We start from the raw sequence: 25,061 nt of genomic DNA, 5'->3' as shown, positions 1-25,061 counted from the left end.
CCGTATAGAGGGTAGAGAGGCATGTTGTTGTAATGTCGCCAGAAACAGTGTGTGTAAATATATTGTTAATTTAAAGTGAAATTACCGGGTGTTTTTCATAACCGTCGGTTATGCCCTGCGCCATGCCCATGACCGGAAGCAGGTTATCGCCATCACAGTTTGTAAATTCTTCCCCCCGCCGGGAGGCAGCTTTCCTACACTCCAGGAAGTATTCACTGGAGGTAACACATCATGGCGAACACCATCACGGCTGATGAGATTCGGGAGCAGTTTTCGCAGGCCATGTCGGCCATGTACCAGCAGGAAGTTCCGCAGTACGGGACGCTGCTGGAGCTGGTGGCTGACGTCAACCTGGCGGTACTGGAAAATAATCCGAAGCTGCATGAACAACTGGCCAACGCCGACGAGCTGGCTCGCCTGAACGTTGAGCGCCACGGGGCGATCCGCGTGGGCACAGCGGAGGAACTGGCGACGCTGCGTCGCATGTTTGCCATCATGGGGATGTATCCCGTCAGCTATTATGATCTTTCACAGGCCGGCGTGCCGGTTCATTCCACGGCGTTTCGTCCTGTCGACGATGCCGCGCTGGCGCGCAATCCGTTTCGGGTTTTTACCTCGCTGCTGCGTCTGGAACTGATCGAAAACCGCGCTCTGCGTGAGCGAGCCGAGGCGATCCTCGCCCGGCGCAACATATTCACTCCCCGCTGTCTGGCGCTGATCGCCCGGCATGAGGCCGAAGGGGCGTTCACCCCTGCGGAAGCCCGCGAGTTCGTGCAGCAGGCGCTGGAGACCTTCCGCTGGCACCGGCATGCCACCGTCGATGAGGAGACCTACCACGCGCTGCATCGCGAGCATCGCTTGATTGCCGATGTGGTCTGCTTCCCGGGATGTCATATCAACCACCTCACGCCGCGGACGCTGGATATTGACCGCGCGCAGGCCCTGATGCCGGAGTGCGGCATTGAGCCAAAGGCCCTGATCGAAGGTCCGCCGCGCCGGGAGGTACCGATCCTCCTGCGACAGACCAGCTTCAAGGCGCTTGAGGAGCCAGTAATGTTCGCCGGCGAACACCGCGGCACTCACAGCGCCCGCTTCGGCGAAATTGAGCAGCGCGGCGTGGCGCTGACGCCAAAAGGACGCGCGCTATACGACCGATTGCTGCAGGCAGCAGGGACCGGCAAAGACAATCTCAGCCACCAGCTGCATCTGCAGGAGGTATTCCGCGAATTTCCCGACAGCGAATTTCTGCTGCGTCAGCAGGGGCTGGCCTGGTTTCGCTACCGCCTGACGCCGGCTGGCGAGGCACATCGCCACGCGTTTCGCCCGGGCGACGATCCCCAGCCGTTGATCGAGCGCGGGTGGATAGTGGCCCAGCCTATCGTCTATGAGGATTTTTTACCGGTCAGCGCGGCGGGCATTTTTCAGTCCAATCTGGGTAACGAAACCCAGGCCCGCAGCCACGGGAATGCCAGCCGCGAAGCCTTTGAAGCGGCGCTGGGCTGTCCGGTGCAGGATGAATTTGAACTGTACCAGCAGGCGGAGGAGCGCAGCAAACGACGTTGCGGTCTGCTGTAAAATCAGTAACCTGCTGGCATCAGCCTTACAGGGAGCAGGTTATGCAACATCCGTCGAAACCGTTGGCGAAAACCCGGCAGGGCACGCTGGCCGGGAGCGCAGAGCAGGGGATCCATATCTGGCGCGGTATTCCGTACGCCGCGCCGCCCGTGGGGCCGCTGCGCTGGCGCGCGCCGCAGCCTCCCGCCCGCTGGCCGGGCGTGCGTCAGGCCGACGCCTTTTCCGCCGCCAGCTGGCAGGACATTGACTACTGCCGCGAACTTGGCGGCGGGGATCCCGGTCGCTTCAGCGAAGACTGTCTCTATCTCAACGTCTGGGCCCCCGCCAGCGCAGCGCAGCCGCTGCCGGTGATGGTCTGGCTGCACGGTGGCGGGTTTACCATCGGCGCCGGTAGCCTGCCGCCTTACGATGGCCTGGCGCTTGCCAGCCGCGACGTGGTGGTGGTGACGGTCAACTACCGTCTGGGCCACCTCGGCTTTTTCGCCCACCCGGCGCTGGAAGAAGAGGCGGGCGAGCGGCTGTATAACTTCGCGCTGCTCGACCAGATCGCCGCCCTGCAGTGGGTCCAGGAAAACATTCACGCCTTCGGCGGCGACGCCGCCAACGTCACGCTGTTTGGCGAATCCGCCGGCGCGCGCAGCGTGCTGTCGCTGATGGCCTCGCCGAAAGCGAAAGGGTTGTTCCATAAAGCGATTATTCAGAGCGGGTATACCTTACCCGATCTGCCGCGGGAAAAGGCGCTGGAGAAAGGCCGTCTGCTGGCGGAACATTTCGCCTTACCACAGGCCAGCGCTGAGCAACTGCGGGCAATCCCGGCGGAGGCCTTCTGGTCGCTTTCCGCCCCGCTGAATATCGGGCCAGCGCCCATCGCAGGCGATATCGTGCTCCCGCAGCCGATGCTGGAGACCTTTTTTGCCGGGCGCCAGCATCCGATGCCGGTGATCATCGGCTCCAACAGCGATGAAGCCAGCGTGATGGCGGTGTTTGGCGTCGACATCGCCGGGCAGATCCAGAAACTGCGCCGTGAGCGCCGTCTGGGTCTGGGACTGATCAAACTCCTCTATCCCGGCGTAAAAGGCGATGAAGCGCTGGGGCGGGAAGTCTGTCGGGATATGGCGTTTACCACCCTCGGCTATGTGGTGATGCAGGCCCAGCAGCGCGTGGGCCAGCCATGCTGGCGGTACTGGTTCGATTATGTCGCGGAAGCGGAACATGACGCCTATCCGCACGGCGCCTGGCACGGCAACGAGGTGCCCTACGTGTTTGATAACCTGCGGCTCACCGATCCGGTGCGGCAGTATGCCAGTGAAGCGGATCTGGCCTTCGCCGCTCAGGTCGCTGACTACTGGGTCCAGTTTGCCCGCGTCGCCAGCGGCGAGCAGGTGCTTGCCGGCGCGGTGCGCTGGCCGGCGTGCCTGCGCGGACGGGATCGTTTGCTGCGCATTGGCCTGCATAAGCGTGCCGGGTTTAAAGTGGAGAATCGCTTTATGCGCGCCCGGCTGGCGCTGTTTCGCCGGGTGATGAAGCACCACGTGACCCTCGAATAAAGGGGATGGGGGCGGCTCAGCGGGGCACGCCCCTGCTGCAGGCCGCGGGTGGCTAAGAAACGGCCCGGCGATGAGACAGGGCGCCGGGAGAGTGCTGTCCGCTTTGTTTAAGGCGGGTTTGCGTTAGATATTGCGCTCTCCCTCCGCCGGCGATGAAAAAACAGCCTGTTCTGGTAGACAGGGCTTTTTTACCGTTTTTCTGCTGGCAACAATTGGATTATTAATCGTTTTTGTCTAGAGTGGGCGGAAATTATCACGCAGCGTGATGACGCGTTGCGAATCATTTCACCCGTGCAGAAGGACGCTTTCTCAGGCATGAACCGCAGACGTTTTCTTAAATCTTCCATGGCTGTTGCCGCCGTATGCGGAACGTCAGGAGTCGCTTCCTTATTCAGTCAGGCCGCGTTTGCTGAAGACGCGGGCATTGCCGACGGGCAGACGCGTCGGTTCGATTATGCCGTGCTGCAGGCGATGGCCCACGATCTGGCGCGCCAGCCGTGGGGCGGGGCCCCGCGCGATCTGCCGCCGACGCTGGCCAATCTCACCCCGCAGGCTTATAACAGCATTCAGTATGACGCTAACCACTCGCTATGGAACAACTTTGAAGAACGCAAACTGGATATCCAGTTTTTCCACGTCGGGATGGGGTTCCGTCGCCGCGTGCGCATGTTCTCTTTAGACGCCGGCACCCAGCAGGCGCGCGAGATCCACTTCCGTCCGGAGCTGTTCAAGTACAATGACGCCGGGGTAGATACCCGCCAGCTGGAAGGGCAGTCCGACCTCGGCTTCGCCGGGTTCCGGGTATTTAAAGCACCTGAGCTGGCGCGCCGGGATATCGTGGCGTTTCTCGGCGCCAGCTATTTTCGCGCGGTAGACAGCACCTACCAGTATGGCCTGTCGGCCCGTGGGCTGGCGGTGGATACCTTTACCGATACCCCGGAAGAGTTCCCCGATTTCACCTCTTTCTGGTTCGAAACGGTCAAAGGGGACGCCACGGTCTTTACCGTTTACGCCCTGCTCGACAGCCCGAGCATCACTGGCGCCTACAAGTTCACCATCCACTGCCAGGATACCCAGGTCATTATGGACGTGGAGAACCATCTCTACGCCCGCAAGGATATCAAACAGCTGGGGATCGCGCCGATGACCAGCATGTTCAGCTGCGGCAACAACGAGCGTCGGATGTGCGATACCATCCACCCGCAGATCCACGACTCCGATCGGCTGTCGATGTGGCTGGGCAACGGCGAATGGGTCTGCCGGCCGCTGAACAACCCGCAGAAGCTGCAGTTCAACGCCTTCCAGGACAAGAACCCGCGCGGCTTTGGTCTGCTGCAGCTGGACCGTGATTTTTCCCACTACCAGGACGTGATGGGCTGGTATAACAAGCGTCCCAGCCTGTGGGTTGAGCCGCGTAACCAGTGGGGCAAAGGGGCGGTCAGCCTGATGGAGATCCCGACCACCGGTGAAACGCTGGATAATATCGTCTGCTTCTGGCAGCCGGAAAAGGCAGTGAAGGCGGGCGACGAACTCGACTTCCGCTACCGTCTCTACTGGAGCGCACAGCCGCCGGTCAGCACACCGCTGGCGCGTGTGCTCGCCACCCGCACCGGGATGGGGGGCTTCCCGGAGGGATGGGCGCCGGGCGAACACTACCCGGACAAGTGGGCGCGTCGTTTTGCCATCGACTTTGTTGGCGGCGATCTGAAAGCGGCCGCGCCGCGCGGTATTGAACCGGTGATCACCCTCTCCAGCGGCGAAGCGAAGCAGATTGAAATCCTCTACGTCGAGCCGTTCGATGGCTACCGGATCCTCTTCGACTGGTATCCGACCTCCGACTCGACCGACCCGGTGGAGATGCGTCTGTTCCTGCGCTGTCAGGGAGAAGCCATCAGCGAAACCTGGCTCTATCAGTACTTCCCGCCGGCGCCGGATAAACGTAACTACATTGACGACCGGATCATGAAATAACCCCGTGACAGCTGTGGCCCCAGGCACCCCCTGCGGGCCCGTAGAGAGCCCCATGACCACAGACATTCCAGCAGTACCGGAGTCGATCCCGGTGACCGAGGCGCTGACGCTTATCGCCATTGATGAACACTACGTCAGCGACCTGCACCAGCTGGTGGTGAAAAACCAGCGCTGGCTACAGCAGTCGCTCAGCTGGGCTGGCGAGGTGCGCAGCGAAGAGGAGACCCGCCGCCATGTGCAGGGTAACGTGATGCTGCATCAGCGGGATTACGCCAAAATGTTTTTGCTGTTTCTCGAAAAGCGGCCGATTGGCGTTCTGTCGTTCAACCAGATCGAGCCGCAGAATAAGACGGCCTATATTGGCTACTGGATCGATGAGGATCACCAGGGGCAGGGGTATCTGTCCCGTTCCCTGCAGGCCTTTATCCACCACTATGCCCGCAGCGGGCTGGTGCGCCGGTTTGTGATCAAATGTCGGGTGGCGAATACCCGCAGCAACCAGGTGGCGTTGCGTAACGGGTTTGTTCTGGAAGGCTGTCTCCGACAGGCCGAGTATCTGAACGGCAGCTATGACGATCAGAATATCTACGCCCGCATTATTGACCGCGACGAGGCGCTACAGGGCGCCTAACAGCGGCGTTCGGGTGATCTGCTGTTGGCCGCCGAGGGTCTTCGGGCCGCGCAGGTGAATGGCTTCTCCTTCCCGTGCGGCGATTTGCACCTCGTCCCCAAGAGTGACCTGGTGCTCAACGATCACATCGCCGACGATGACAGCCCGCCCCTGGATCAGCACGTCATCATCAAGCAGAATCGGTCCACCGCGCAGCTGCGCCTCGCCGCCCACCATCGCCCGATGCTTTAGCAGACAGTTGCCTTCAATCACCGCATTCTCCGCGACCTGCGAGCTGTAGCGCACGGTGGGAATGGCGTCCTCACCGCGTCCTGCGATCAGACGGGCATGCCCGTAAATCCGCGCGTTATCGCACACCCAGACGTCGTTCTCCTCGTTTCCCTCGAGCCTGGCATGGTCAAAGACTTCCGCCCGATGTTCGACAAAAGCGTGTTCGACGAAGGCCTCGCCATAGATCTGCGCCTGGTGGAGAATGCGCGACGCGCTGACGGTGGCTCGCTGATAAATCTGCAGCACTTTGTCGCGATCGGCGGTCAGCCCACGGGCGGCAATGACTTGACAGTGGGGCAGAAGACGCGCCTCATCGGCGAGGCGACAGAAGCCGCGCACCAGACTCTGGCTAATCGTGACGTTGTCACCAATCTGCGCGTGATGGCTGACCTGCGAGGCGTGAATGGATGCCCGTCCGCTGATGATAGCCCCATGGCTGACCACGCAGGGGCCATTGAGTCGGGCATCGTCGAGGATGCGCGCCCCGGCGAAGACCACGCTATTGGCATCGTAGATCCAGCACTCTCCCTGCTGGCTGAGGGCGCTTTCTTCATCCACCCAACCGCCTTCGCTGCCCGCTTTGACGTCAGCGAAATCGATAAGCGCCACAATCTGGCGCAGGGTGACGCACTGTTTGCCATCCTCTTCCTGGTAACAATACTGCCGGGTCTGTTCGCTGAGACGGTATTTACGCATTCCCGATCCTCATTACTTATGGTTAACATAAACATAGCAAAGATCGCCGTAGCGCGTGGTATAAGGTTCCTTTAGAATGCAACTTCAAATTTAATTGATAACATCAATAAAATGAGCAAAACGTATAGGTCGCAGCAGGTGCTTAACCTGCCGGCGGGATATTTTGGCATGGTGCTTGGCACCATCGGGATGGGCTTTGCCTGGCGTTACGCCAGCACCCTCTGGCCGGTCAGCCGCAGTATTGGTGATGGGCTGGTGACGCTGGCGATAGCGATATGGGTCCTGCTCAGTATGGCGTTTATCAGCCGGGCGATCCGCTTTCCGGCGAGTGTGCTGCAGGAGATGCGACATCCGGTCAGCAGCAGCTTCGTCAGCCTGTTTCCCGCCACCACGTTGCTGGTATCGATTGGTCTGGCGCCCTGGTGCCGACCGCTGGCCATCGGGCTGTTTGTGCCGGGCGTGGCGCTGCAGCTGGCCTATGCCGCCTGGCAAAGCGGCGGCCTGTGGCGGGGAAACCATCCTCGCGAGGCCACTACGCCGGGGCTGTATCTGCCCACGGTGGCGAATAATTTTATCAGCGCGATGGCCTGCGGCGCGCTGGGGTTTACCGACGCCGGACTGGTGTTCCTTGGCGCCGGGGTCTTCTCCTGGCTGAGCCTCGAGCCGGCTATCCTCCATCGTCTGCGCAGCGCAGGCGAACTGCCGACCGCGCTGCGCACGTCGCTGGGGATCCAGCTGGCGCCTGCGCTGGTGGCCTGCAGCGCCTGGCTCAGCGTTAACGGCGGTGAGGCCGATACCTTCGCTAAGCTGCTGTTCGGCTACGGTCTGTTACAGCTGCTGTTTATGCTGCGTCTGATGCCCTGGTATCTTCGCCAGCCGTTCAATGCTTCTTTCTGGAGCTTCTCGTTCGGTATCTCCGCCCTGGCCACCACCGGCCTGCATCTGGGCCAGGCGAAGGCGGACGGCTTTTTTCATCATCTGGCGCTGCCGCTCTTTATTTTTAGCAATCTGGTCATCGGCCTGCTGCTGCTGCGCACAGGGCTGCTGTTGGTCAGCGGGAAACTGTTGCTACAGGTCGACCGGGAAACACTCCTGAATAAGAAGGAAGGATCATGACAACGCGAGACGCGGATTATTTTAGTGAAAAATATGGCCTGACCCGCACCCACTCTGAGGTGCTGCATGCCGCGACGATTGTGCCGCCGGGAAGGGCGCTGGATCTCGGCTGCGGCAACGGACGTAACAGTCTTTATCTGGCGGCGAATGGCTTCACGGTGACGGCGTGGGATAAAAATGCCATGAGCATCAACAATCTGGAGACTATTCGCGCCGCCGAAGGGCTGGATAATCTGCAGACCGCGGTGAAAGACCTCAACAGCCTGGCCTTTGACGGCGAGTATGATCTGATCCTCTCCACCGTAGTGATGATGTTCCTCGAGCCTGACACCATCCCTGGACTCATCGGCAATATGCAGCGCTGCACCGCCGCCGGGGGCTATAACCTGATTGTCGCGGCGATGGACACCGAGGACTATCCCTGCACCGTCGGCTTCCCGTTTGCTTTTAAACCCGATGAACTTCGGGAGTACTACCGGGATTGGGAATTACTGAAATATAATGAGGACGTCGGTGAGCTGCATCGGACCGACGCCAGCGGCAACCGGATCAAATTGCGCTTCGCCACGCTGCTGGCGCGCAAGCCCGCATAATCCTCAGCGGCGCGTGTAATTACTGAGATTGACCGCGCCGCCTCTCACGAATACACCTCGGATCAAGAAGCGCGAAAATCCTCGCTGAAAAGAAAGGTTAAAGCCGACCTGTTAACGTTTTAAGTAATTATTTAATAACGTAATGTTGATCCCATCAATATTTGTATATCTTCCTTGACGAAGCCCTCATTTTGTCACAAAACTAGTGGGTCTTATCTGCTATAACGTCTGCCGAAAAAACTGCATTTACAGGGATCTCTTTATGCGTACTCGCGTGTTATTTAAAGTCGCCGCTCTGGCGGGGATGTTAGCGTTGACGGGTTGTGCGTCCAAACTGGCGCAACCGAATCAGTATTCGGGCTTTTTAAAAGACTATTCCAACCTGAAAGAAGCCACCACTGCCTCCGGTAAGTGGGAGCTGCGTTGGATCGATCCAAACTACAATCCGGCCAACTACGATAATGTCGTCTACCATCCGGTAACGTACTATCCAGTACCGAAGCCGACGACCCAGGTGGGTGAAAAGGCGCTGCAGGATATTTTGAATTACACCAACAAACAGCTCAAACAGGCCATTTCCGAGCGTAAACCGCTGGCAACCACCGCCGGCAAGCGTAGCCTTATTTTCCGCGGGGCGATTACCGGAGTGGACTCCAGCAAAGAAATGCTGCAGTTCTATGAAGTGGTTCCGGTAGCGATGATTGTTGCCGGTACTCAAGCCGCCACCGGCCATCGTACGATGGACACCGACCTCTATTTTGAAGCCGAACTGATTGACGCCAGCACCAACAAGCCGGTGATCAAAGTGGTTCGTAAAGGTGAGGGCAAAACCCTGGCCAATGAAAACACGCCGCTGACTATCGAAACCATGAAGCAGGTGATCGATGATATGGCGGTAGACGCCGTCAAATTCGACCCTTCTCAGCGGTAATCTCGTCAGCGCCGTCTGCCGACGGCGCTGATTTATCTTCCGCCGTTTCAGGCCAGCTTTCGGCGCAGCAGCAGCTGTTCCGGTTTGGCAAACATCACCAGATTACCCAACAGGATCAGCGCCAGTCCGATAACGGCGTTGCTGTGCCATACATACCCTTCATAGACGGTGGAGATGGACAGGGCGACCAGCGGAAACAGCAGCGTACTGTAGGCGGCTTTGCTGGCGCCGATGCGCCCTACAAGGGTGAAATAGGCGCCGAAGGCGACAACTGAGCCGAACAGCGCCAGGTAAAGCAGGGCGCCAAGATAGCTGACGGTCCACTCCGGCATGAAATTATCCCCGCGGAGCACAGCGATAGCCCCCATCACCAGCGTGCCGTACAGCATCGCCCAGCTGTTGGTGGTCAGCGTCTCCAGCCCCCGCCGCTGGTGACGAATACTGAACATATTGCCCAGCGAAAAGCCATAGGTGCCCAGCGCGCTCAGACCGATCCCCCACAGTAGCGTAGCGTTTAGCCCGTTGGCCAGCAGGTCATCCCAGAACAGGGTGACGATACCGGCCATACCGAGCGCGGCGGCAGCCCAGAAGCGTCCCGGCGGCTGCTGGCGGAAGAAAAGAAAGCTGTTGATGGCGTTAAACAGTACCGCCATGGAAAAGATCACCGACTCCAGACCGGTGTTGATCCAGGCGGCGGCGGTATAAAAGCACCAGAAATTGAAGCAGAAGACGCAGCAGCCCTGCAGCAGGCAGCAGAAATGGTCCTTCGCGCCCAGCGGCCGCAGACGTCGTGTGACGAGCAGAATCGTCAGCATTGTGACGCTGGCCACGGCGAAACGCCAGAATATCGATACCGGCGCCGCCACCGGCCCCTGCTGTAAAAAAATAGCAATCCACGTCGTCCCCCAGATAACGACAACGAGTGCATAAAGTAATGCGTTCACCCTGGTTCTCCTCTGCTTGTTGAACGGAGGAGTATGCCGCCTGCCGCAACCTGCGGCTTTCATCCGCTTGTTGTCGGCTTGCAAATTCTTGCGCTTATTTGTCTTTTGCCGGCGGTGAGGACTGGAAACCGCATCGCAGTCTCCCTAGACTAGAGTTTTCTTGACAGAACAGATGTGTGAAGGCGATGGGTTACGGGACGTTTGAAACATTACGGCGACAGAATGCGGTGCTGAAGGGCACCGTGGAGCTGAATTCCGGTATTCAACTGGCCGCGTGGTATAACAACTGCGATACCGTGACGGTGCGCAGCGATCATCATACCTTAAGCCTGTACATCGCCGATGGTTATGAAAGCTATCAAAAGACGCCGCACGGCTGGAAGAATGGCGGCGGCCCGGATCGCTTTTGCCTGATGCCGAAAGGCGATGAAAGCGTCTGGGATATCCGCGGCGATCTGTCGTTTGTCCATCTCTATTGTACCGATGCGCATCTGCGCCGCGTTGGGGAGGAAGTGTGGGATCGCAGCCCGGCTAACTTCACCCTGCAGGAAAAAACCTTCGCCAGCGATGACAAAATCACCAGCGTGTATCGTCAGTTTTTGCTGGCTAATGACTGGCGACAGCCGGCGAACCAGCTGACACTTAGCGCCGCCAGCAGTTTGTTGCTCACCCATCTGATCCAGCACTATTCCACAGTGCAGTGGCGCTTGCCCTCGGTCACAGGAGGACTGGCGCCAGGGGTGAAGCGTCACGTGCTGGCCTGGATTGACGCTCATCTCGATCAGCCGTTGACCCTGGCCGACCTGGCGCAGCAGGCGGGACTGAGTGAATTTCATTTTGCCCGTATGTTCCGCCAGTCGCTGAATATGGCTCCGCATCAATATGTGATGCAGCAGCGAATGGCGAAGGCGCAAAACCTGATCTGCCACAGCGCGCTGCCGCTCACCGAGATCGCTCTGGCATGCGGTTTCAGCTCCGCCAGCCATTTCAGCCATCGGGTCAAAGCCGCCACCGGCCTGACGCCCTCCCAGCTACGGGCGGCGCAGCGCGGATAACACGCCGTAGCTCACTCCGCCGAGCATCACGCCCCAGAACGCCGAACCAATTCCCGCCAGCGTCACCCCGCTGGCGGTGATCAGAAAGGTCAGCACCGCCGCGTCGCGCTCACTGGCCTGGTGTACCGCCTGAAACAGGCTACCGCCGATGGTGCCGAGCAGCGCCAGGCCGGCCAGCATCTGGATCCACGCTGTCGGCAGGGCCGACATCAGCGCAGTGATCGATCCCCCGAACAGACCGGCCAGCAGATAAAAACCGCCGGCAGCCATGGCCGCCAGCCAGCGCTGCTGAGGATCCGGGTGCGCTTCCGGGCTCTGGCAGATGGCGGCAGTGATCGCCGCAATACAGATGGAGTAGACCCCAAACGGCGCCAGCAGCAGCGCCAGCCCCCCGCAGACAACGATCAGCGCGGAGACCGGTACGACATAGCCTGCTGCCTGCAGGGTAGCGAACCCGGGCGCGTTCTGTGAAGCCATGGTGACGAGGAAGAACGGCAGGCCGACGCTGAGAAGCAGCGCCGGGGTAAACTGCGGGGCGATCCATTCCGGTGCGACAAACGCCAGCGGCACAGCGGCGCTGGCTACTTCCCCGGAGACCGCGGCTATCAGCGCCCCCGCAGCCAGCGCGGCCACCACGGCGAAGCGGGGCCACAGCGCCTTACACAGAAGCCAGGCGGCGAGCATGCCGCCGCACAGCAGCAGATGATCCTGTAAGCCGGCGAAGGCTTGCAAACCGAAACGCAGCAGAATGCCGGCCAGCATTGCGGCGGCCAGCGAATGGGGAATGATTTTCATCAGCCAGGCAAACAGGCCTGTGACGCCGCAGAGGACGATCAGCGCATTGGCGAAGATAAATACCCCCACCGCCTCGGGTAGGGTCACCCCCTGCAGGCCGCTGACCAGCAGGGCGGCGCCCGGCGTTGACCAGGCGGTGAGCACCGGCACTTTTCGCCAGCCGCTCAACGCGAGGGTGCTGACGCCCATGGCGAGGCCCAGGGCCGTCATCCAGCCGGCGATCTGCCCGGGCGTGGCGCCGGCGGCCGCGGCGGCCTGCCAGATGATGGCGGCAGAACTGGCGTAGCCCACCAGCACGGCGACGAAGCCGGCGAACAGGGTGGGAAGCGGAACGGTAAACGAGCGCATAGTTTTCTCTTGTGCGTTATAACGTCCGTTTACTCTATCATTGTACGTTATAGCGCACAAGCTATCCGCGGCGTGAGGGTAGCGCCACCGAGGCGCTCGTCGCAAACGGCCCGCGATGCCGCTAATCGCCCTGTAGAATGAGGCAAATGGGGGTATACTCTGGGCTGAAAAATCAGGAGGTAGGATGAATATTGCGCAACATCTGGCGGCCACCCTCAAACATCTGCGTCAGCAGCGCGGCTGGAGCCTGTCGCGTCTGGCGGAAGAGACCGGGGTGTCGAAAGCCATGCTCGGGCAGATAGAGCGGAATGAATCGAGTCCGACGGTAGCGACGCTGTGGAAGATTGCCACCGGGCTGAACGTGCCGTTTTCGGCATTTATCGTTCCGGATGACAGCGTGGCGCCCTCCGCGTTTGACCCGCAGCAGCAGGCGATGGTGGTAACCCCGGTCTTTCCGTGGGACCCGGAGCTGCGCTTTGATCATTTCTCGATAACCCTCGCTCCCGGGGCGTTGAGTGAATCGACGCCGCATGAACAAGGGGTGATTGAGCATGTGGTGGTGATTAGCGGTACTCTGGAGCTCTGCTTACAGGGGGAATGGCACTCGCTGCAGGCGGGTGAGGGTCGGCGCTTTGCCGGCGATGCGGCGCATGCCTATCGGAACAGCGGCGTCCTGGCGGCTCATTTCCATTCGCTTATCCATTATCCAAAAGAAAAAACCGCGGGCGAACCCGCGGCCAGACAAGATGACTGATGATAACCACTCACAACGTGACGAGGAAAATCCGGAATACGTAATGACAGTACTCTGTACGGTGATTTGAAGGAAATATCTTTTCCTTCAATACTTTGCTGAAAACTGAAAATTCGTCGTCCCATGACGGCGGAAAAGGTTTTCGTCTGCGCCCGGTTCTGACTACAATAGCCGCCATTTCGACCCCCTTATACTGGATAACAACACGCGTATGCGCCTGCACAATCATCGTCTTGAACTTCTTAGTCCTGCCCGCGACGCCGGTATCGCTCGCGAAGCGATCCTTCACGGCGCTGACGCCGTTTATATCGGTGGACCTGGCTTTGGCGCCCGCCACAACGCCAGCAACAGCCTGAGTGACATCGCCGGGCTGGTGCCTTTCGCCCATCGCTTTGGCGCCAAGGTCTTTGTGACGCTGAACACCATTCTGCATGACGATGAGCTGGAGCCGGCGCAGCGGCTGATCACGGATCTCTATGACGCGGGCGTCGATGCGCTGATTGTTCAGGATATGGGGATCATGGAGCTGGATCTGCCGCCAATCGAGCTGCACGCCAGCACCCAGTGCGATATCCGTAGCGTGGAGAAAGCAAAGTTTCTCTCAGACGCCGGCTTCAGCCAGATCGTGCTGGCGCGCGAGCTGAACCTCAGTCAAATCAAAGCCATCTACGATAATACTGACGCCACCATTGAATTCTTTATCCATGGCGCACTGTGCGTGGCCTATTCCGGCCAGTGCTACATTTCCCACGCCCAGACCGGACGCAGCGCCAACCGCGGCGACTGCTCGCAGGCCTGTCGCCTGCCGTATACCCTGAAGGACGATCAGGGGCGCGTGGTGGCCTATGAAAAGCATCTCCTGTCGATGAAAGACAACGACCAGACCGCCAACCTGGCGGCGCTGATCGACGCCGGGGTACGCTCCTTCAAAATTGAAGGCCGTTACAAAGACATGAGCTACGTGAAAAACATCACCGCTCACTACCGCCAGATGCTGGACGCCATAATCGAAGACCGCGGCGACCTCGCGCGCGCTTCAGCCGGCCGCACTGAGCATTTCTTTATCCCGTCCACCGATAAAACCTTCCACCGCGGCAGCACCGACTACTTCGTTAATGCCCGTAAAGGCGATATCGGCGCCTTTGATTCGCCAAAATTTATCGGACTGCCGGTGGGCGAAGTGCTGAAGGTGGGTAAAGACCATCTCGACGTCGAGGTTAGCGAACCGTTAACCAACGGCGACGGCCTTAACGTGATGATTAAGCGCGAAGTGGTGGGTTTCCGCGCCAATACCGTGGAAAAAACTGGCGAAAATCGCTATCGAGTGTGGCCGAACGAGATGCCTGCGGATCTGCATAAAGTGCGTCCGCATCAGGCGCTTAACCGCAACCTCGACCACAACTGGCAGCAGGCGCTGCTGAAGACCTCCAGCGAACGCCGCATCGCCGTAGACGTCACCCTAAGCGGCTGGCAGGAGCAGCTGGTTCTCACCATGACCTGTGAAGATGGCGTCAGCGTGACCCATACCCTTGACGGGGTGTTTGCCGAAGCTAACCAGGCAGAGAAAGCGCTAACCAACCTGCGTGACGGTGTCACAAAACTGGGGCAAACCATTTATTATGCGCGCGATGTGCAGGTCAATCTGCCGCCGCTGTTTGTTCCCAACAGCCTGCTCAACCAGCTGCGTCGTGAAACCGCCGAAATGCTGGATGACGCGCGTCTCAACGCCTGGCAGCGCGGTACCCGCAAGCCGGTCTCCGTGCCGCCCCCGGTTTACCCGGAGACCCATCTCTCCTTCCTCGCCAACGTCTATAACCATAAGGCGCGGGCGTTCTACCAGCGCTATGGCGTGCAGCTGATTGATGCCGCCTATGAAGCGCACGAAGAGAAGGGCGATGTGCCGGTGATGATCACCAAACACTGCCTGCGCTTTGCCTTCAATCTCTGTCCGAAACAGGCGAAAGGCTCCATCAAGAGCTGGAAAGCCACGCCGATGCAGCTGATCCATGGCGATGAAGTGTTGACCCTGAAGTTTGACTGCCGTCCGTGCGAAATGCACGTGGTCGGCAAGATCAAAAACCATATCCTCAAAATGCCGCATCCGGGGAGCATCGTGGCCTCCGTTAGCCCTGACGAGCTGATGAAGACCCTGCCGAAGCGCAAAGGGGCCTGATCGGCGGCGACGCTACTGGCTGTGTGATGCCCGCGGTTTGCGGGCGTCCTGCCAGCGGTGATGCTCGCGCAGGTCGGCGGCGTTCTCTTCGCACCGGCTGCGAAGCTCATCGCTATCCGCCTCATGCAGCAGCTGCTGTTCGAGACCCTGTACCGGAAAGTAATCGTGCCCCTGACGGTGGGCCAGCAGATGCCCGGAAAATAGCGCGCACAACAACAGCAGGGCACTCGTGCTTCTTCTCAACATACCTTTTCTCTGCGAATCAATGGCGTGGGCTTACTATGCCAGGGGCTGTGCAGGTTTTTTTCCCGGTTTATCAAAGAAGGGCAAGGGTTTGTCAATGTCTGCTGAAAGAGGGTGAAAAAAGCCTGGCGTAGAAGGCCAGGCCTGAGGGATTACGCTTTTGGCGGCAGTGGTTTCCCGCTGTGCTCGCCGCCTTTTGGCGGCTGCTTACCACCATGCTGCGGTTGTTTGCCGTCTCGTTGCGGCTGCTTGCCATCATGCTGCGGCTGCTTGCCGTTGTGTTGCACTTGCTTACCGTCGTGTTGGCCCTTTTTCGCCGGCAATTTACCCTGATGGTGCGCGCCTTTTTCTGGCGGCGGCGGCGGGTTGTCGGCAGCGAAAGCCCATGACGATAGTCCCAGCGTCAACGCGGCGGAGAGTAAAGCTAACTTCTTCATAGCAATATCCTTTAATCTGATGTGTCCGCGTATTTCAGCAGGTAAAAGTGAAGACAAGATGGAGAAGTCCAGATCCGGAATACTCTGCATCCCGGTTCAAACTTTAAGACCTGCGGCGGTCATCAGCAGGCGAAATAGCAGGCTGATGGCGGTCAGCATCAGCACGCTGCCTCCCCACAGCGCGATCAGCCACAGCAGACGTTTGGACCAGACGGTTTTCATCAATGATACCCCTCCCCGGGCTGGACTTTGCCGCGGAACACGTAATAGCTCCAGCAGGTATAGCCAAGAATAACCGGAATAATCAGCAGCGCGCCCACCAGCATAAAGCCCTGGCTTTGCGGCGGGGCGGCGGCCTGCCACAGGGTGATCGACGGCGGAATAATATGCGGCCAGATGCTGATCCCCAGGCCGCTAAAGCCGAGAAACACCAGGCCCAGCGTCAGGGTGAAAGGCGAGACATGGCGGTCATGCAGAGGTAGCGTGCGCCATAGCCAGGCGCTAATCAGGAGCACCAGCAGCGGCACCGGCAGCAGGAAATAGAGATTCGGCAGGCTGAACCAGCGGGCGGCGATCGCCGGGTGCGCCAGCGGCGTCCACAGGCTGATGACGGCAAATACCCCCAGCAGCGCGACCAGCATCTGCCGCGACGTGCTGCGCATCCGCTGCTGCAGCGCGCCTTCGCTCTTCATCACCAGCCAGGTGGCGCCGAGCAGCGCATAGGCCACGCACAGCCCGAGTCCGCAAAACAGGCTGAACGGGGTCAGCCAGTCAAACATGCCACCGCTGAAGGCGCGACCGCTGACGGTAAAACCGTCGATCACCGCTCCGACCACCACGCCCTGGCTGAAGGTCGCCAGCAGGGAACCGCCAAAGAAGGCGCGGTCCCAGAATGGCCGGTGCGACGGCGTGGCCTGGAAACGAAATTCAAAGGCCACGCCGCGAAAGATCAGGCCGATCAGCATCAGGGTCAGGGGGATCGACAGGGCGTCGATTATCACCGCGTAGGCGAGGGGAAAGGCGCCAAACAGACCGGCGCCGCCCAGCACCAGCCAGGTCTCATTGCCATCCCAAACCGGGGCGACGCTGTTCACCATCACGTCGCGCTCTGTGCTGCCCTGGACCGTGCCGAACAGTATGCCAATGCCCAGATCAAAGCCGTCCATGACGATGTACATCAGCGTGGCAAAGACGATAATCACGAACCAGATCACCGATAATTCGATACCCATTAGCGGGACTCCTTCTGCAGATGACCTTCAGTAGCGGCGGACAGCGGGCGGGCTGGCGTACCGGTTGTCGCGGGTTGCACCGCCTGCGGCCCCTTGCGGATCAGGCGCAGCATATAGCTGTAGCCAACGCCGAAGACGGCGCTATAAACCACAATAAAGGTCAACAAACTGACCGACATATGCAGATCGCCGTGGGCGGAAACGGCCTCGGCGGTGCGCTGAACGCCATACACTACCCATGGCTGGCGGCCCACTTCGGTGGTCACCCAGCCGGCGAGAATGGCAATCAGTCCTGAGGGGCCCATCCACAGGGCGAAGCGCAGAAACGGCCGCGAGTGGTACAGCCGGTCGCCACGGCGCAGCCACAGGGCCAGCGCCCCGAGCAGCAGCATCAGCATACCCAGACCGGCCATCAGGCGAAATGACCAGAACACCACGGTGGAGTTTGGGCGATCCTCTGGGGCGAACTCCTTCAGCGCCGGCACCTGTTTATCCAGGCTATGGGTGAGGATCAGACTGCCCAGCGCCGGGATCTCAAGCCCGTAGCGGGTGCGCTCCTGCTCCATATCTGGCCAGCCAAACAGCAATAATGGCGTCGGCTCGCCGGGCGGGTTTTCCCAGTGGCCCTCAATGGCGGCGATTTTTGCCGGCTGGTGTTTCAGGGTGTTCAGGCCATGCATATCGCCGATCAGCGCCTGGACCGGCGCGACCAGCAGCGTCATCCATAGCGCCATGGAGAACATCTTGCGGATCGCTGGCGACTGATTGCCGCGCAGCAGATGCCAGGCCGCCGAGGCGCCGACGAACAGCGCGCTGCTGAGAAATGCCGCCACCGTCATGTGCAGTAAGCGGTAGGGGAACGACGGGTTAAAAATCACCGCCAGCCAGTCGACGGGCACTACCTGGCCATCGACGATTTCAAATCCCTGGGGAGTCTGCATCCAGCTGTTGGAGGCGAGGATCCAGAAGGTTGAGATGATGGTCCCCAGGGCTACCATGCAGGTGGCGAAAAAGTGCAGCCCCGGCCCCACGCGGTTCCAGCCGAAGAGCATGACCCCGAGAAAACCGGCTTCCAGAAAGAACGCCGTCAGGACTTCATAGGTCAGCAGGGGGCCGGTGATGCTGCCCGCGAACTGCGAAAAACCGCTCCAGTTAGTGCCGAACTGATAGGCCATCACCAGCCCGGATACCACTCCCATACCGAAGTTGACGGCGAAGATCTTCGACCAGAAATGGTACAGCGAGCGCCAGGTGGGATTTTTGCTTTTCAGCCACAGGCCTTCGAGAACCGCCAGGTAGCTCGCCAGGCCAATGGTGATGGCGGGAAAGATAATATGAAACGAGACCGTAAAGGCGAATTGAATTCGCGCCAGATGGAATGCATCAAGACCGAACATGCAGGACTCCACAACAAAATTGATTCAGCGCAATTTTAGGCAGGGCGGTGGCAAGGGGGCAGAGGCAGTCGGGCCATTTTTTAGCATAACAGTTAGCGGCTGTTATGATCTTTTTGCCGGTCTCCGGGGACCGCCAACATGGAGATCCCCCGGGTGAACAGCGTCATTTTTAACGCTGAAAGCAAAGCCAGATTGTTGGCCAGGAAAATATTAATAATCTATTTCACTGTATTATCGTAGTCTTACGGATCAGCTTAGACCTATAGCTGCCCGGGAAAGCGCGGTCGTTTAATTTTTGTGAGCAATATCCTCTGATTACGACAGATATAGCATTTTATTATCTGTTCTTTATTAATGAATTTAACGTCTGCACACGTTTGCTAGTATGAGAATCAGTAAAAAGGATGAGTCAGTTAATTATGAATTAAATAATTTTAAATTGTCGTATTTAGCCGTGCTTTGTATTTTATTCTCAGGATATCAATAAAAGGGAATGGTCATGTCAGAAAAAGGATTACATAGCTTATGTATTACCATCGGTATCATGTTCATTTTTTGGTTATGCATCATATCGTTTTTTTGGACAATTTTCTCGTGAACCTTTCCTGCGGGCGTTCTGTGTGACCGGGTTGCGCTGTTTTACATAACAGTTTCTTAAAACTGTTAATTTATAACAACTGATATATGATAAAAGGAGTTTGCAGCAAGGAAAGGGTGACAATGAAAAAGTATCAACAGCTGGCGCAGCAGCTGACCGACCAGATCGCGCTGGGCGTCTGGTTACCGGGCGATCGGCTCCCCTCGCTGCGCGAGCAGGTGATCAGCAGCGGCATGAGCTTTATGACCGTCAGCCATGCCTATCAGCTACTGGAAAGCCAGGGGCGCATCGTCGCCCGACCACAGTCAGGGTATTACGTTGCCCCCCAGCCGGTGAAGCTTCGTCAGCCGGCGCCGCCTGCCCAGGTGACCCGCGATGAAGCGGTTGATATCAATACCTACATCTTTGAGGTGCTTCAGGCCAGCCGCCAGGCGTCAATGCTGCCCTTTGCCTCGGCCTTCCCGGATCCGCGCCTCTTTCCGCTCCAGCAGCTTAACCGTTCGCTGGCGCAGGTGAGTAAAACTGCCACCGCCATGAGCGTGATTGAGAACCTGCCGCCGGGCAACGCGGAGCTACGGCACGCCATTGCCCGGCGCTATGCTCTGCAGGGGATGAACGTCTCGCCCGACGAGATCGTCATTACCGCCGGAGCGCTGGAGGCGTTAAACCTTAGCCTGCAGGCGGTGACCGAGCCGGGGGACTGGGTGGTGGTGGAAAATCCCTGTTTTTACGGGGCCCTGCAGGCGCTGGAGCGGCTGCGCCTGAAGGCGCTGTCGGTGGCCACCGACGTCAAGGAGGGCATTGACCTGACGGCGCTGGAGGCGGCCCTGCAAAACTATTCGGTCAAGGCCTGCTGGCTGATGACCAACGGTCAGAACCCGCTCGGCTTCACCCTCCGCGCCGAAAAAAAAGCGGCGCTGGTGGCATTGTTGGCGCGCTATAACGTGATGCTGATTGAAGATGATGTTTACAGTGAGCTCTATTTTGGCCGCGAGAAGCCGTTGCCGGCGAAGTTCTGGGATCAACAGGATATGACGCTGCACTGCAGTTCGTTTTCAAAATGTCTGGTGCCCGGCTTTCGTATCGGCTGGGTGGCGGCAGGGAAACAGGCGCGGCGGATCCAGCAGTTGCAGCTGATGAGTACGCTCTCCACCAGCTCGCCGATGCAATTAGCCCTGGTGGATTACCTGTCGACCAAACGCTACGACGCCCATCTGCGCCGTCTCCGTCGCCAGCTGGCGGAACGTAAACAGCAGGCCTGGCAGGCGCTGCTGCGCCATCTGCCGCCGGAGGTCACTATTCATCACAGCGACAGCGGCTATTTTCTGTGGATCGAACTACCGGAAGGGGCGGATGCCAGCGTGCTGAGCGCCCGGGCGCTGGCGTCGCACATCAGCATCGCTCCGGGAAAAATGTTTTCCACCTCTGCCAGCTGGACCTCGTTTTTCCGTTTCAATACCGCCTGGGGCTGGGGAGAACGCGAAGAGCAGGGGGTGAAGCGGCTGGGTGAACTAATTCGTGAGCAGCTTTCCTGATCGCTTTGGCTATTTTTCGCCGCGATAACCAATCGCTATAAATAAACGAAGAGTTTTTTTTATCGAGGCCGGTCATTATTTTACCGGCGCTCACCATAGGAAATATGCATACCCCTCCTTTTTCTCTAACTCGTTGTCTATAATCCATAAAGTCATTCTTGTGTTGGCGATTTTTGCGTAATGCGTCCCGGGTCACAACCTGAATAAATTCCCCCGAGGGCGTTAATCCGCTGACTACCCTTATTTCAGGAGATATTTTTACGGCACGGCCGCCGCTAATTCCCTTGTGACAGGAGTAACACCTGATGAGCAAAAAATTGGCCCGTTGCAGCCTTTATGTGCTGGGGATGGCCTGCCTGACCGTACAGGCGGCTGAGCCACTCACCTCGCTGGATAAACCGGAAGGGCGCCTGGATATTATCGCCTGGCCGGGGTATATCGAACGCGGTCAGACCGACAAGCAGTACGACTGGGTCAGCCAGTTTGAAAAGGAGACCGGCTGTCAGGTCAATGTGAAAACCGCCGCCACCTCCGACGAAATGGTCAGCCTGATGGCTAAGGGGGGCTACGATCTGGTGACCGCCTCGGGCGATGCTTCGCTGCGTCTGATCATGGGCAAACGCGTTCAGCCGATTAACACAGCGCTGATTGCCGGGTGGCGCACTCTTGACCCGCGCATTGCGCAAGGGGCATGGTTTAACGTCGGGGGCAAAGTCTACGGCACGCCGTATCAGTGGGGACCGAACCTGCTGATGTACAACACCCGCGTATTCCCGACGCCGCCGGACAGCTGGAGCGTGGTCTTCGTGAAGCAGGATCTTCCGGATGGCAAAACCAATCAGGGGCGAGTGCAGGCCTATGATGGCCCGATCTATATCGCCGACGCCGCGCTGTTTGTCAAAGCCACCCAACCACAGCTCGGGATCGACGACCCCTATCAGCTGACCGAAACCCAGTACAACGCGGTGCTGAAAGTGCTGCGTGACCAGCAACCGCTGATTCACCGCTACTGGCATGACGCCACCGTGCAGATGAACGACTTCAAAAACGAAGGGGTGGCCGCCTCCAGCTCGTGGCCCTATCAGGCCAACGGCCTGAAGGCGGAAGGCCAGCCTGTCGCCACCGTATTTCCGAAGGAGGGGGTGACCGGCTGGGCGGATACCACCATGCTGCACAGCGAGGCGAAGCACCCGGTCTGCGCCTATAAATGGATGAACTGGTCGCTCACGCCGAAGGTGCAGGGCGATGTGGCGGCCTGGTTCGGCTCGTTGCCGGTGGTGCCTGAGGGCTGTAAAGCCAGCGCGCTGCTCGGAGAGAAAGGCTGTGAGACCAACGGCTATGACCAGTTTACCCGCATCCACTTCTGGAAAACGCCGATTGCCGAGGGGGGGAAATACGTTCCCTACAGCCGCTGGACGCAGGACTACATTGCGATAATGGGCGGCCGCTAAGGATCGGAGGCAAACAATGACGTATGCGGTCGAGTTTCAGAATGTATCGCGCCTGTATGGCGATGTGCGGGCGGTGGACGGGGTCAGCATTGGCATCCGTGACGGCGAGTTTTTCTCGATGCTGGGTCCTTCGGGCTCGGGGAAAACCACCTGCCTGCGGCTGATTGCCGGTTTTGAGCAGCTCTCCGGCGGCACCATCCGGATCTTCGGTCAACCGGCCAGCGAGCTGCCGCCCTGGCAGCGGGACGTCAATACCGTGTTCCAGGACTATGCGCTGTTTCCCCATATGTCGATCCTCGACAATGTTGCTTACGGCCTGATGGTCAAAGGCGTGGCGAAGAAAGCGCGCCATGCCCGCGCCGAGGAAGCGCTGGAGAAAGTGGCCCTCGGTTTTGCGCAGCATCGCAAGCCCTCCCAGCTCTCCGGCGGTCAGCGGCAGCGGGTCGCCATCGCCCGGGCGCTGGTGAACCAGCCGCGGGTGCTGCTGCTCGACGAGCCGCTGGGCGCTCTGGATTTGAAGCTGCGCGAGCAGATGCAGGTGGAGCTGAAAAAGCTACAGCAGTCGTTGGGGATCACCTTCATCTTCGTTACCCACGACCAGAGCGAAGCGCTGTCGATGTCCGATCGCGTGGCGGTGTTTAACAACGGGCGCATTGAGCAGGTGGACGCCCCGCAGGATCTTTATCTGCATCCGAAGACCGCCTTTGTCGCCGGTTTTGTCGGTACCGCCAACGTCTTTGAGGCCGAGGCGGCCCGGCGGTTATGCGGCCTGGCGGGCTGCTGGTCGCTGCGCCCGGAGCATGTTCGCCTGCAGGGCGGCGGGGAGGTGCAGGTGCAGGGCGTGGTTCAGGCGGTACAGTATCAGGGGGCGGCGACGCGGATCGAGCTCCGGCTGGCGGATGGCGACAAGCTGCTGGTTAGCCAGGCCAATATCGACGGCGCGGCGGCGGCGAGCGTTCCTCGAACCGGGCAAACGGTGCAGGCGTCATGGTCGCGTGCGGCGATGACCCCGCTGGAAAGCGGAGGCTGAGATGACCATGGCGATTGTTCCTGCGCAGGCCGGACGCGTATCGGGGATCTTCTGGCGCCGGCCGGCGCTGGGCCTGTTTTTGCTGCTGCTTGGGCCGTTGATGTGGTTTGGCATCGTCTATCTGGGCTCGCTGCTGACCCTGCTGTGGCAGAGTATCTACACTTTTGACGACTTCACCATGTCGGTGACCAGCGACTTTACGCTGGCCAACCTGCAGGCATTGTTCAACCCCGCCAACTACGACATTATCGTCCGCACCCTGGTGATGGCGCTGTGCGTGACCTTGGCCAGCGCCCTGCTGGCGCTGCCGATGGCCTGGTATATGGCGCGCTACACCAGCGGCAAAATGAAGGCCTTCTTTTATATCGCGGTCATGCTGCCGATGTGGGCCAGCTATATCGTCAAGGCCTACGCGTGGGTGCTGCTGCTGGCCAAAGATGGCGTAGCGCAGTGGTTCCTCGGCCATCTCGGGCTGGAAGGGGCGCTGAACGCTCTGTTGACCGTCCCGGCGGTGGGCGGCAACACCTTATCCACTTCCGGCCTCGGACGCTTTCTGGTCTTCGTCTATATCTGGCTGCCTTTTATGATCCTGCCGGTGCAGGCGGCGCTGGAGCGTATTCCGGGCTCTCTGCTCCAGGCCTCGGCCGATCTTGGCGCTGCCCCACGGCAGACCTTTCGCTACGTGGTCCTGCCGCTGGCTATTCCCGGAATTGCCGCCGGGTCGATCTTCACCTTTTCGCTGACGCTGGGCGATTTTATCGTGCCGCAACTGGTCGGCCCACCGGGGTACTTTATCGGCAATATGGTCTACTCGCAGCAGGGGGCGATCGGCAATATGCCGATGGCGGCGGCGTTTACCCTCGTGCCGATCGTGCTTATTGCCCTTTATCTGGCGTTCGTGAAACGTCTGGGAGCCTTCGATGCACTCTGAACGCGCACCCTGGTACCTGAAACTGGCGACATGGGGCGGGGTGGTGTTCCTCCACTTTCCGCTGCTGATCATCGCCATCTATGCTTTTAATACCGAAGATGCTGCCTTCAGCTTTCCGCCGCAGGGGCTGACGCTGCGCTGGTTCAGTGAGGCGGCAGGGCGCAGCGATATTTTGGAGGCTGTGACGTTGTCACTTAAGATCGCCGCCCTGTCGACGGCCATTGCCTTAGTGCTTGGCACGCTTGCTGCAGGCGCCCTGTGGCGGAGCACCTTTTTTGGTAAGAACGCGGTGTCGCTACTGCTGCTGCTGCCCATTGCCCTGCCGGGGATTATAACCGGCCTGGCGCTCCTGACAGCCTTTAAAGCGGTCGGCCTGGAGCCTGGTCTGCTGACCATCGTGGTGGGGCACGCGACCTTCTGCGTAGTGGTGGTGTTTAACAACGTCATCGCTCGCTTCCGCAGGACCTCCTGGAGCCTGGTGGAGGCCTCGATGGATTTGGGGGCGACTGGCTGGCAGACCTTTCGCTACGTGGTGCTACCCAATCTGGGATCGGCGCTGCTGGCGGGCGGGATGCTGGCATTCGCCCTGTCATTTGATGAAATCATCGTCACGACTTTTACCGCGGGGCATGAGCGAACCTTGCCGCTGTGGTTACTGAATCAGCTGGGGCGGCCGCGAGATGTGCCCGTCACCAACGTTGTCGCGCTGTTGGTGATGCTGGTAACAACGATACCAATCTTAGGGGCCTGGTGGCTCACCCGCGACGGCGATAACGTCGCCGGAAACGGGAAATAAAACCATGAAACA

General features: G+C 59.4%; 24 protein-coding genes. 15 read left to right on the top strand and 9 right to left on the bottom strand.

What is annotated here, in order from left to right:
* The first annotated feature begins 231 nt into the window (after nucleotides 1–231).
* From hglS to rimL, 4 genes are all read left to right on the top strand, one after another.
* Nucleotides 232–1,575: a 2-oxoadipate dioxygenase/decarboxylase HglS gene (gene hglS, locus ACQUTI_RS02645; protein WP_043519991.1), complete on the top strand. Its 1,344-nt coding sequence runs from the start codon at nucleotides 232–234 to the stop codon at nucleotides 1,573–1,575.
* 41 nt (nucleotides 1,576–1,616) lie between these two features.
* Nucleotides 1,617–3,122, top strand: coding sequence for a carboxylesterase/lipase family protein (locus ACQUTI_RS02640; protein WP_023318416.1), 1,506 nt, complete (start codon nucleotides 1,617–1,619; stop codon nucleotides 3,120–3,122).
* Nucleotides 3,123–3,437: 315 nt separating this feature from the next.
* Nucleotides 3,438–5,093 carry a glucan biosynthesis protein D gene (locus ACQUTI_RS02635; protein WP_428923198.1) on the top strand — a complete coding sequence of 552 codons (1,656 nt, stop codon included), beginning with the start codon at nucleotides 3,438–3,440 and terminating at the stop codon, nucleotides 5,091–5,093.
* 52 nt (nucleotides 5,094–5,145) lie between these two features.
* Nucleotides 5,146–5,724, top strand: a complete 579-nt coding sequence (rimL, locus tag ACQUTI_RS02630) for a 50S ribosomal protein L7/L12-serine acetyltransferase (protein ID WP_130939136.1) — start codon at nucleotides 5,146–5,148, stop codon at nucleotides 5,722–5,724.
* Here the strand turns inward: rimL and ydcK are convergent.
* Complete coding sequence (gene ydcK / locus ACQUTI_RS02625; protein ID WP_049092912.1) at nucleotides 5,710–6,690, bottom strand: YdcK family protein; 981 nt, start codon at nucleotides 6,688–6,690, stop codon at nucleotides 5,710–5,712. The genes rimL and ydcK overlap by 15 nt on opposite strands.
* 111 nt (nucleotides 6,691–6,801) lie before the next feature.
* Here ydcK and tehA point away from each other — a divergent pair, with 111 nt between their 5' ends.
* From tehA to ACQUTI_RS02610, 3 genes are all read left to right on the top strand, one after another.
* Entirely contained in the window at nucleotides 6,802–7,806 is a 1,005-nt protein-coding gene (gene tehA, locus ACQUTI_RS02620) for a dicarboxylate transporter/tellurite-resistance protein TehA (protein WP_049092914.1), read from the top strand.
* Complete coding sequence (gene tehB, locus ACQUTI_RS02615) at nucleotides 7,803–8,399, top strand: tellurite resistance methyltransferase TehB (RefSeq protein ID WP_017900473.1); 597 nt, start codon at nucleotides 7,803–7,805, stop codon at nucleotides 8,397–8,399. The genes tehA and tehB overlap by 4 nt, the downstream gene beginning before the upstream one ends.
* A 262-nt stretch (nucleotides 8,400–8,661) precedes the next feature.
* A complete protein-coding gene (locus tag ACQUTI_RS02610; protein WP_428923197.1) occupies nucleotides 8,662–9,330 on the top strand; it encodes a DUF3313 domain-containing protein in 669 nt (222 codons plus the stop codon).
* A 47-nt stretch (nucleotides 9,331–9,377) separates the two neighbouring features.
* Here ACQUTI_RS02610 and ACQUTI_RS02605 read toward each other — a convergent pair whose 3' ends face one another.
* On the bottom strand, nucleotides 9,378–10,274 hold the full coding sequence (locus ACQUTI_RS02605; protein ID WP_428923196.1) for a DMT family transporter: 897 nt from the start codon (nucleotides 10,272–10,274) through the stop codon (nucleotides 9,378–9,380).
* A gap of 185 nt (nucleotides 10,275–10,459) precedes the next feature.
* Between ACQUTI_RS02605 and ACQUTI_RS02600 the strand changes: the two genes are divergently transcribed.
* Nucleotides 10,460–11,329, top strand: a complete 870-nt coding sequence (locus ACQUTI_RS02600; RefSeq protein WP_004202793.1) for an AraC family transcriptional regulator — start codon at nucleotides 10,460–10,462, stop codon at nucleotides 11,327–11,329.
* On the opposite strand, the gene ACQUTI_RS02595 is transcribed toward ACQUTI_RS02600, so the two are convergent.
* Entirely contained in the window at nucleotides 11,306–12,472 is a 1,167-nt protein-coding gene (locus ACQUTI_RS02595; protein WP_049003831.1) for a benzoate/H(+) symporter BenE family transporter, read from the bottom strand. The genes ACQUTI_RS02600 and ACQUTI_RS02595 overlap by 24 nt on opposite strands.
* 184 nt (nucleotides 12,473–12,656) lie before the next feature.
* On the opposite strand from ACQUTI_RS02595, the gene ACQUTI_RS02590 reads away from it, so the two are divergent.
* Nucleotides 12,657–13,226 carry a helix-turn-helix domain-containing protein gene (locus ACQUTI_RS02590; RefSeq protein ID WP_004202791.1) on the top strand — a complete coding sequence of 190 codons (570 nt, stop codon included), beginning with the start codon at nucleotides 12,657–12,659 and terminating at the stop codon, nucleotides 13,224–13,226.
* A gap of 10 nt (nucleotides 13,227–13,236) precedes the next feature.
* On the opposite strand, the gene ACQUTI_RS02585 is transcribed toward ACQUTI_RS02590, so the two are convergent.
* Nucleotides 13,237–13,404, bottom strand: a complete 168-nt coding sequence (locus ACQUTI_RS02585) for a hypothetical protein (protein WP_032425876.1) — start codon at nucleotides 13,402–13,404, stop codon at nucleotides 13,237–13,239.
* Nucleotides 13,405–13,437: 33 nt separating this feature from the next.
* Between ACQUTI_RS02585 and ACQUTI_RS02580 the strand changes: the two genes are divergently transcribed.
* The gene (locus ACQUTI_RS02580; protein ID WP_004202789.1) at nucleotides 13,438–15,399 is read left to right on the top strand and encodes a peptidase U32 family protein; all 1,962 of its coding nucleotides are present in this window, start codon (nucleotides 13,438–13,440) and stop codon (nucleotides 15,397–15,399) included.
* Nucleotides 15,400–15,411: 12 nt separating this feature from the next.
* On the opposite strand, the gene ACQUTI_RS02575 is transcribed toward ACQUTI_RS02580, so the two are convergent.
* The 5 genes from ACQUTI_RS02575 to ACQUTI_RS02555 form a co-directional block, all read right to left on the bottom strand.
* Nucleotides 15,412–15,645 carry a DUF2554 family protein gene (locus ACQUTI_RS02575; protein ID WP_017900476.1) on the bottom strand — a complete coding sequence of 78 codons (234 nt, stop codon included), beginning with the start codon at nucleotides 15,643–15,645 and terminating at the stop codon, nucleotides 15,412–15,414.
* Between the two features lie 149 nt (nucleotides 15,646–15,794).
* The gene (locus ACQUTI_RS02570) at nucleotides 15,795–16,079 is read right to left on the bottom strand and encodes a hypothetical protein (RefSeq protein ID WP_049092986.1); all 285 of its coding nucleotides are present in this window, start codon (nucleotides 16,077–16,079) and stop codon (nucleotides 15,795–15,797) included.
* A 96-nt stretch (nucleotides 16,080–16,175) separates the two neighbouring features.
* On the bottom strand, nucleotides 16,176–16,301 hold the full coding sequence (locus ACQUTI_RS02565; RefSeq protein ID WP_428923195.1) for a DUF2474 domain-containing protein: 126 nt from the start codon (nucleotides 16,299–16,301) through the stop codon (nucleotides 16,176–16,178).
* Nucleotides 16,301–17,311, bottom strand: coding sequence for a cytochrome d ubiquinol oxidase subunit II (cydB, locus tag ACQUTI_RS02560; RefSeq protein WP_080846790.1), 1,011 nt, complete (start codon nucleotides 17,309–17,311; stop codon nucleotides 16,301–16,303). The genes ACQUTI_RS02565 and cydB overlap by 1 nt, the downstream gene beginning before the upstream one ends.
* Entirely contained in the window at nucleotides 17,311–18,708 is a 1,398-nt protein-coding gene (locus tag ACQUTI_RS02555; RefSeq protein WP_064183330.1) for a cytochrome ubiquinol oxidase subunit I, read from the bottom strand. The genes cydB and ACQUTI_RS02555 overlap by 1 nt, the downstream gene beginning before the upstream one ends.
* 720 nt (nucleotides 18,709–19,428) lie before the next feature.
* Between ACQUTI_RS02555 and ACQUTI_RS02550 the strand changes: the two genes are divergently transcribed.
* The 5 genes from ACQUTI_RS02550 to ACQUTI_RS02530 all read left to right on the top strand — a co-directional run bounded on the left by ACQUTI_RS02550 (nucleotide 19,429) and on the right by ACQUTI_RS02530 (nucleotide 25,049).
* Nucleotides 19,429–20,841 (top strand): PLP-dependent aminotransferase family protein, encoded by a 1,413-nt coding sequence (locus tag ACQUTI_RS02550; protein ID WP_122542380.1) that lies wholly within the window; start codon nucleotides 19,429–19,431, stop codon nucleotides 20,839–20,841.
* Between the two features lie 305 nt (nucleotides 20,842–21,146).
* Nucleotides 21,147–22,292 carry a putative ABC transporter substrate-binding protein YdcS gene (gene ydcS, locus ACQUTI_RS02545; protein ID WP_017900481.1) on the top strand — a complete coding sequence of 382 codons (1,146 nt, stop codon included), beginning with the start codon at nucleotides 21,147–21,149 and terminating at the stop codon, nucleotides 22,290–22,292.
* Between the two features lie 16 nt (nucleotides 22,293–22,308).
* On the top strand, nucleotides 22,309–23,322 hold the full coding sequence (locus tag ACQUTI_RS02540; protein ID WP_043520010.1) for an ABC transporter ATP-binding protein: 1,014 nt from the start codon (nucleotides 22,309–22,311) through the stop codon (nucleotides 23,320–23,322).
* A gap of 1 nt (nucleotide 23,323) precedes the next feature.
* A complete protein-coding gene (locus ACQUTI_RS02535) occupies nucleotides 23,324–24,253 on the top strand; it encodes an ABC transporter permease (RefSeq protein ID WP_004202776.1) in 930 nt (309 codons plus the stop codon).
* Nucleotides 24,243–25,049 carry an ABC transporter permease gene (locus ACQUTI_RS02530; RefSeq protein ID WP_017900483.1) on the top strand — a complete coding sequence of 269 codons (807 nt, stop codon included), beginning with the start codon at nucleotides 24,243–24,245 and terminating at the stop codon, nucleotides 25,047–25,049. Before ACQUTI_RS02535 ends, ACQUTI_RS02530 begins: the two co-directional genes overlap by 11 nt.
* The last annotated feature ends 12 nt before the right edge of the window (nucleotides 25,050–25,061 follow it).

Source organism: Klebsiella sp. 7-CIP_Kleb., assembly GCF_050378655.1.
Taxonomy (GTDB): domain Bacteria; phylum Pseudomonadota; class Gammaproteobacteria; order Enterobacterales; family Enterobacteriaceae; genus Klebsiella; species Klebsiella quasipneumoniae.
Note: the sequence above shows the minus strand (reverse complement) of the source record. Positions and strands in the feature narration are given on the sequence as shown.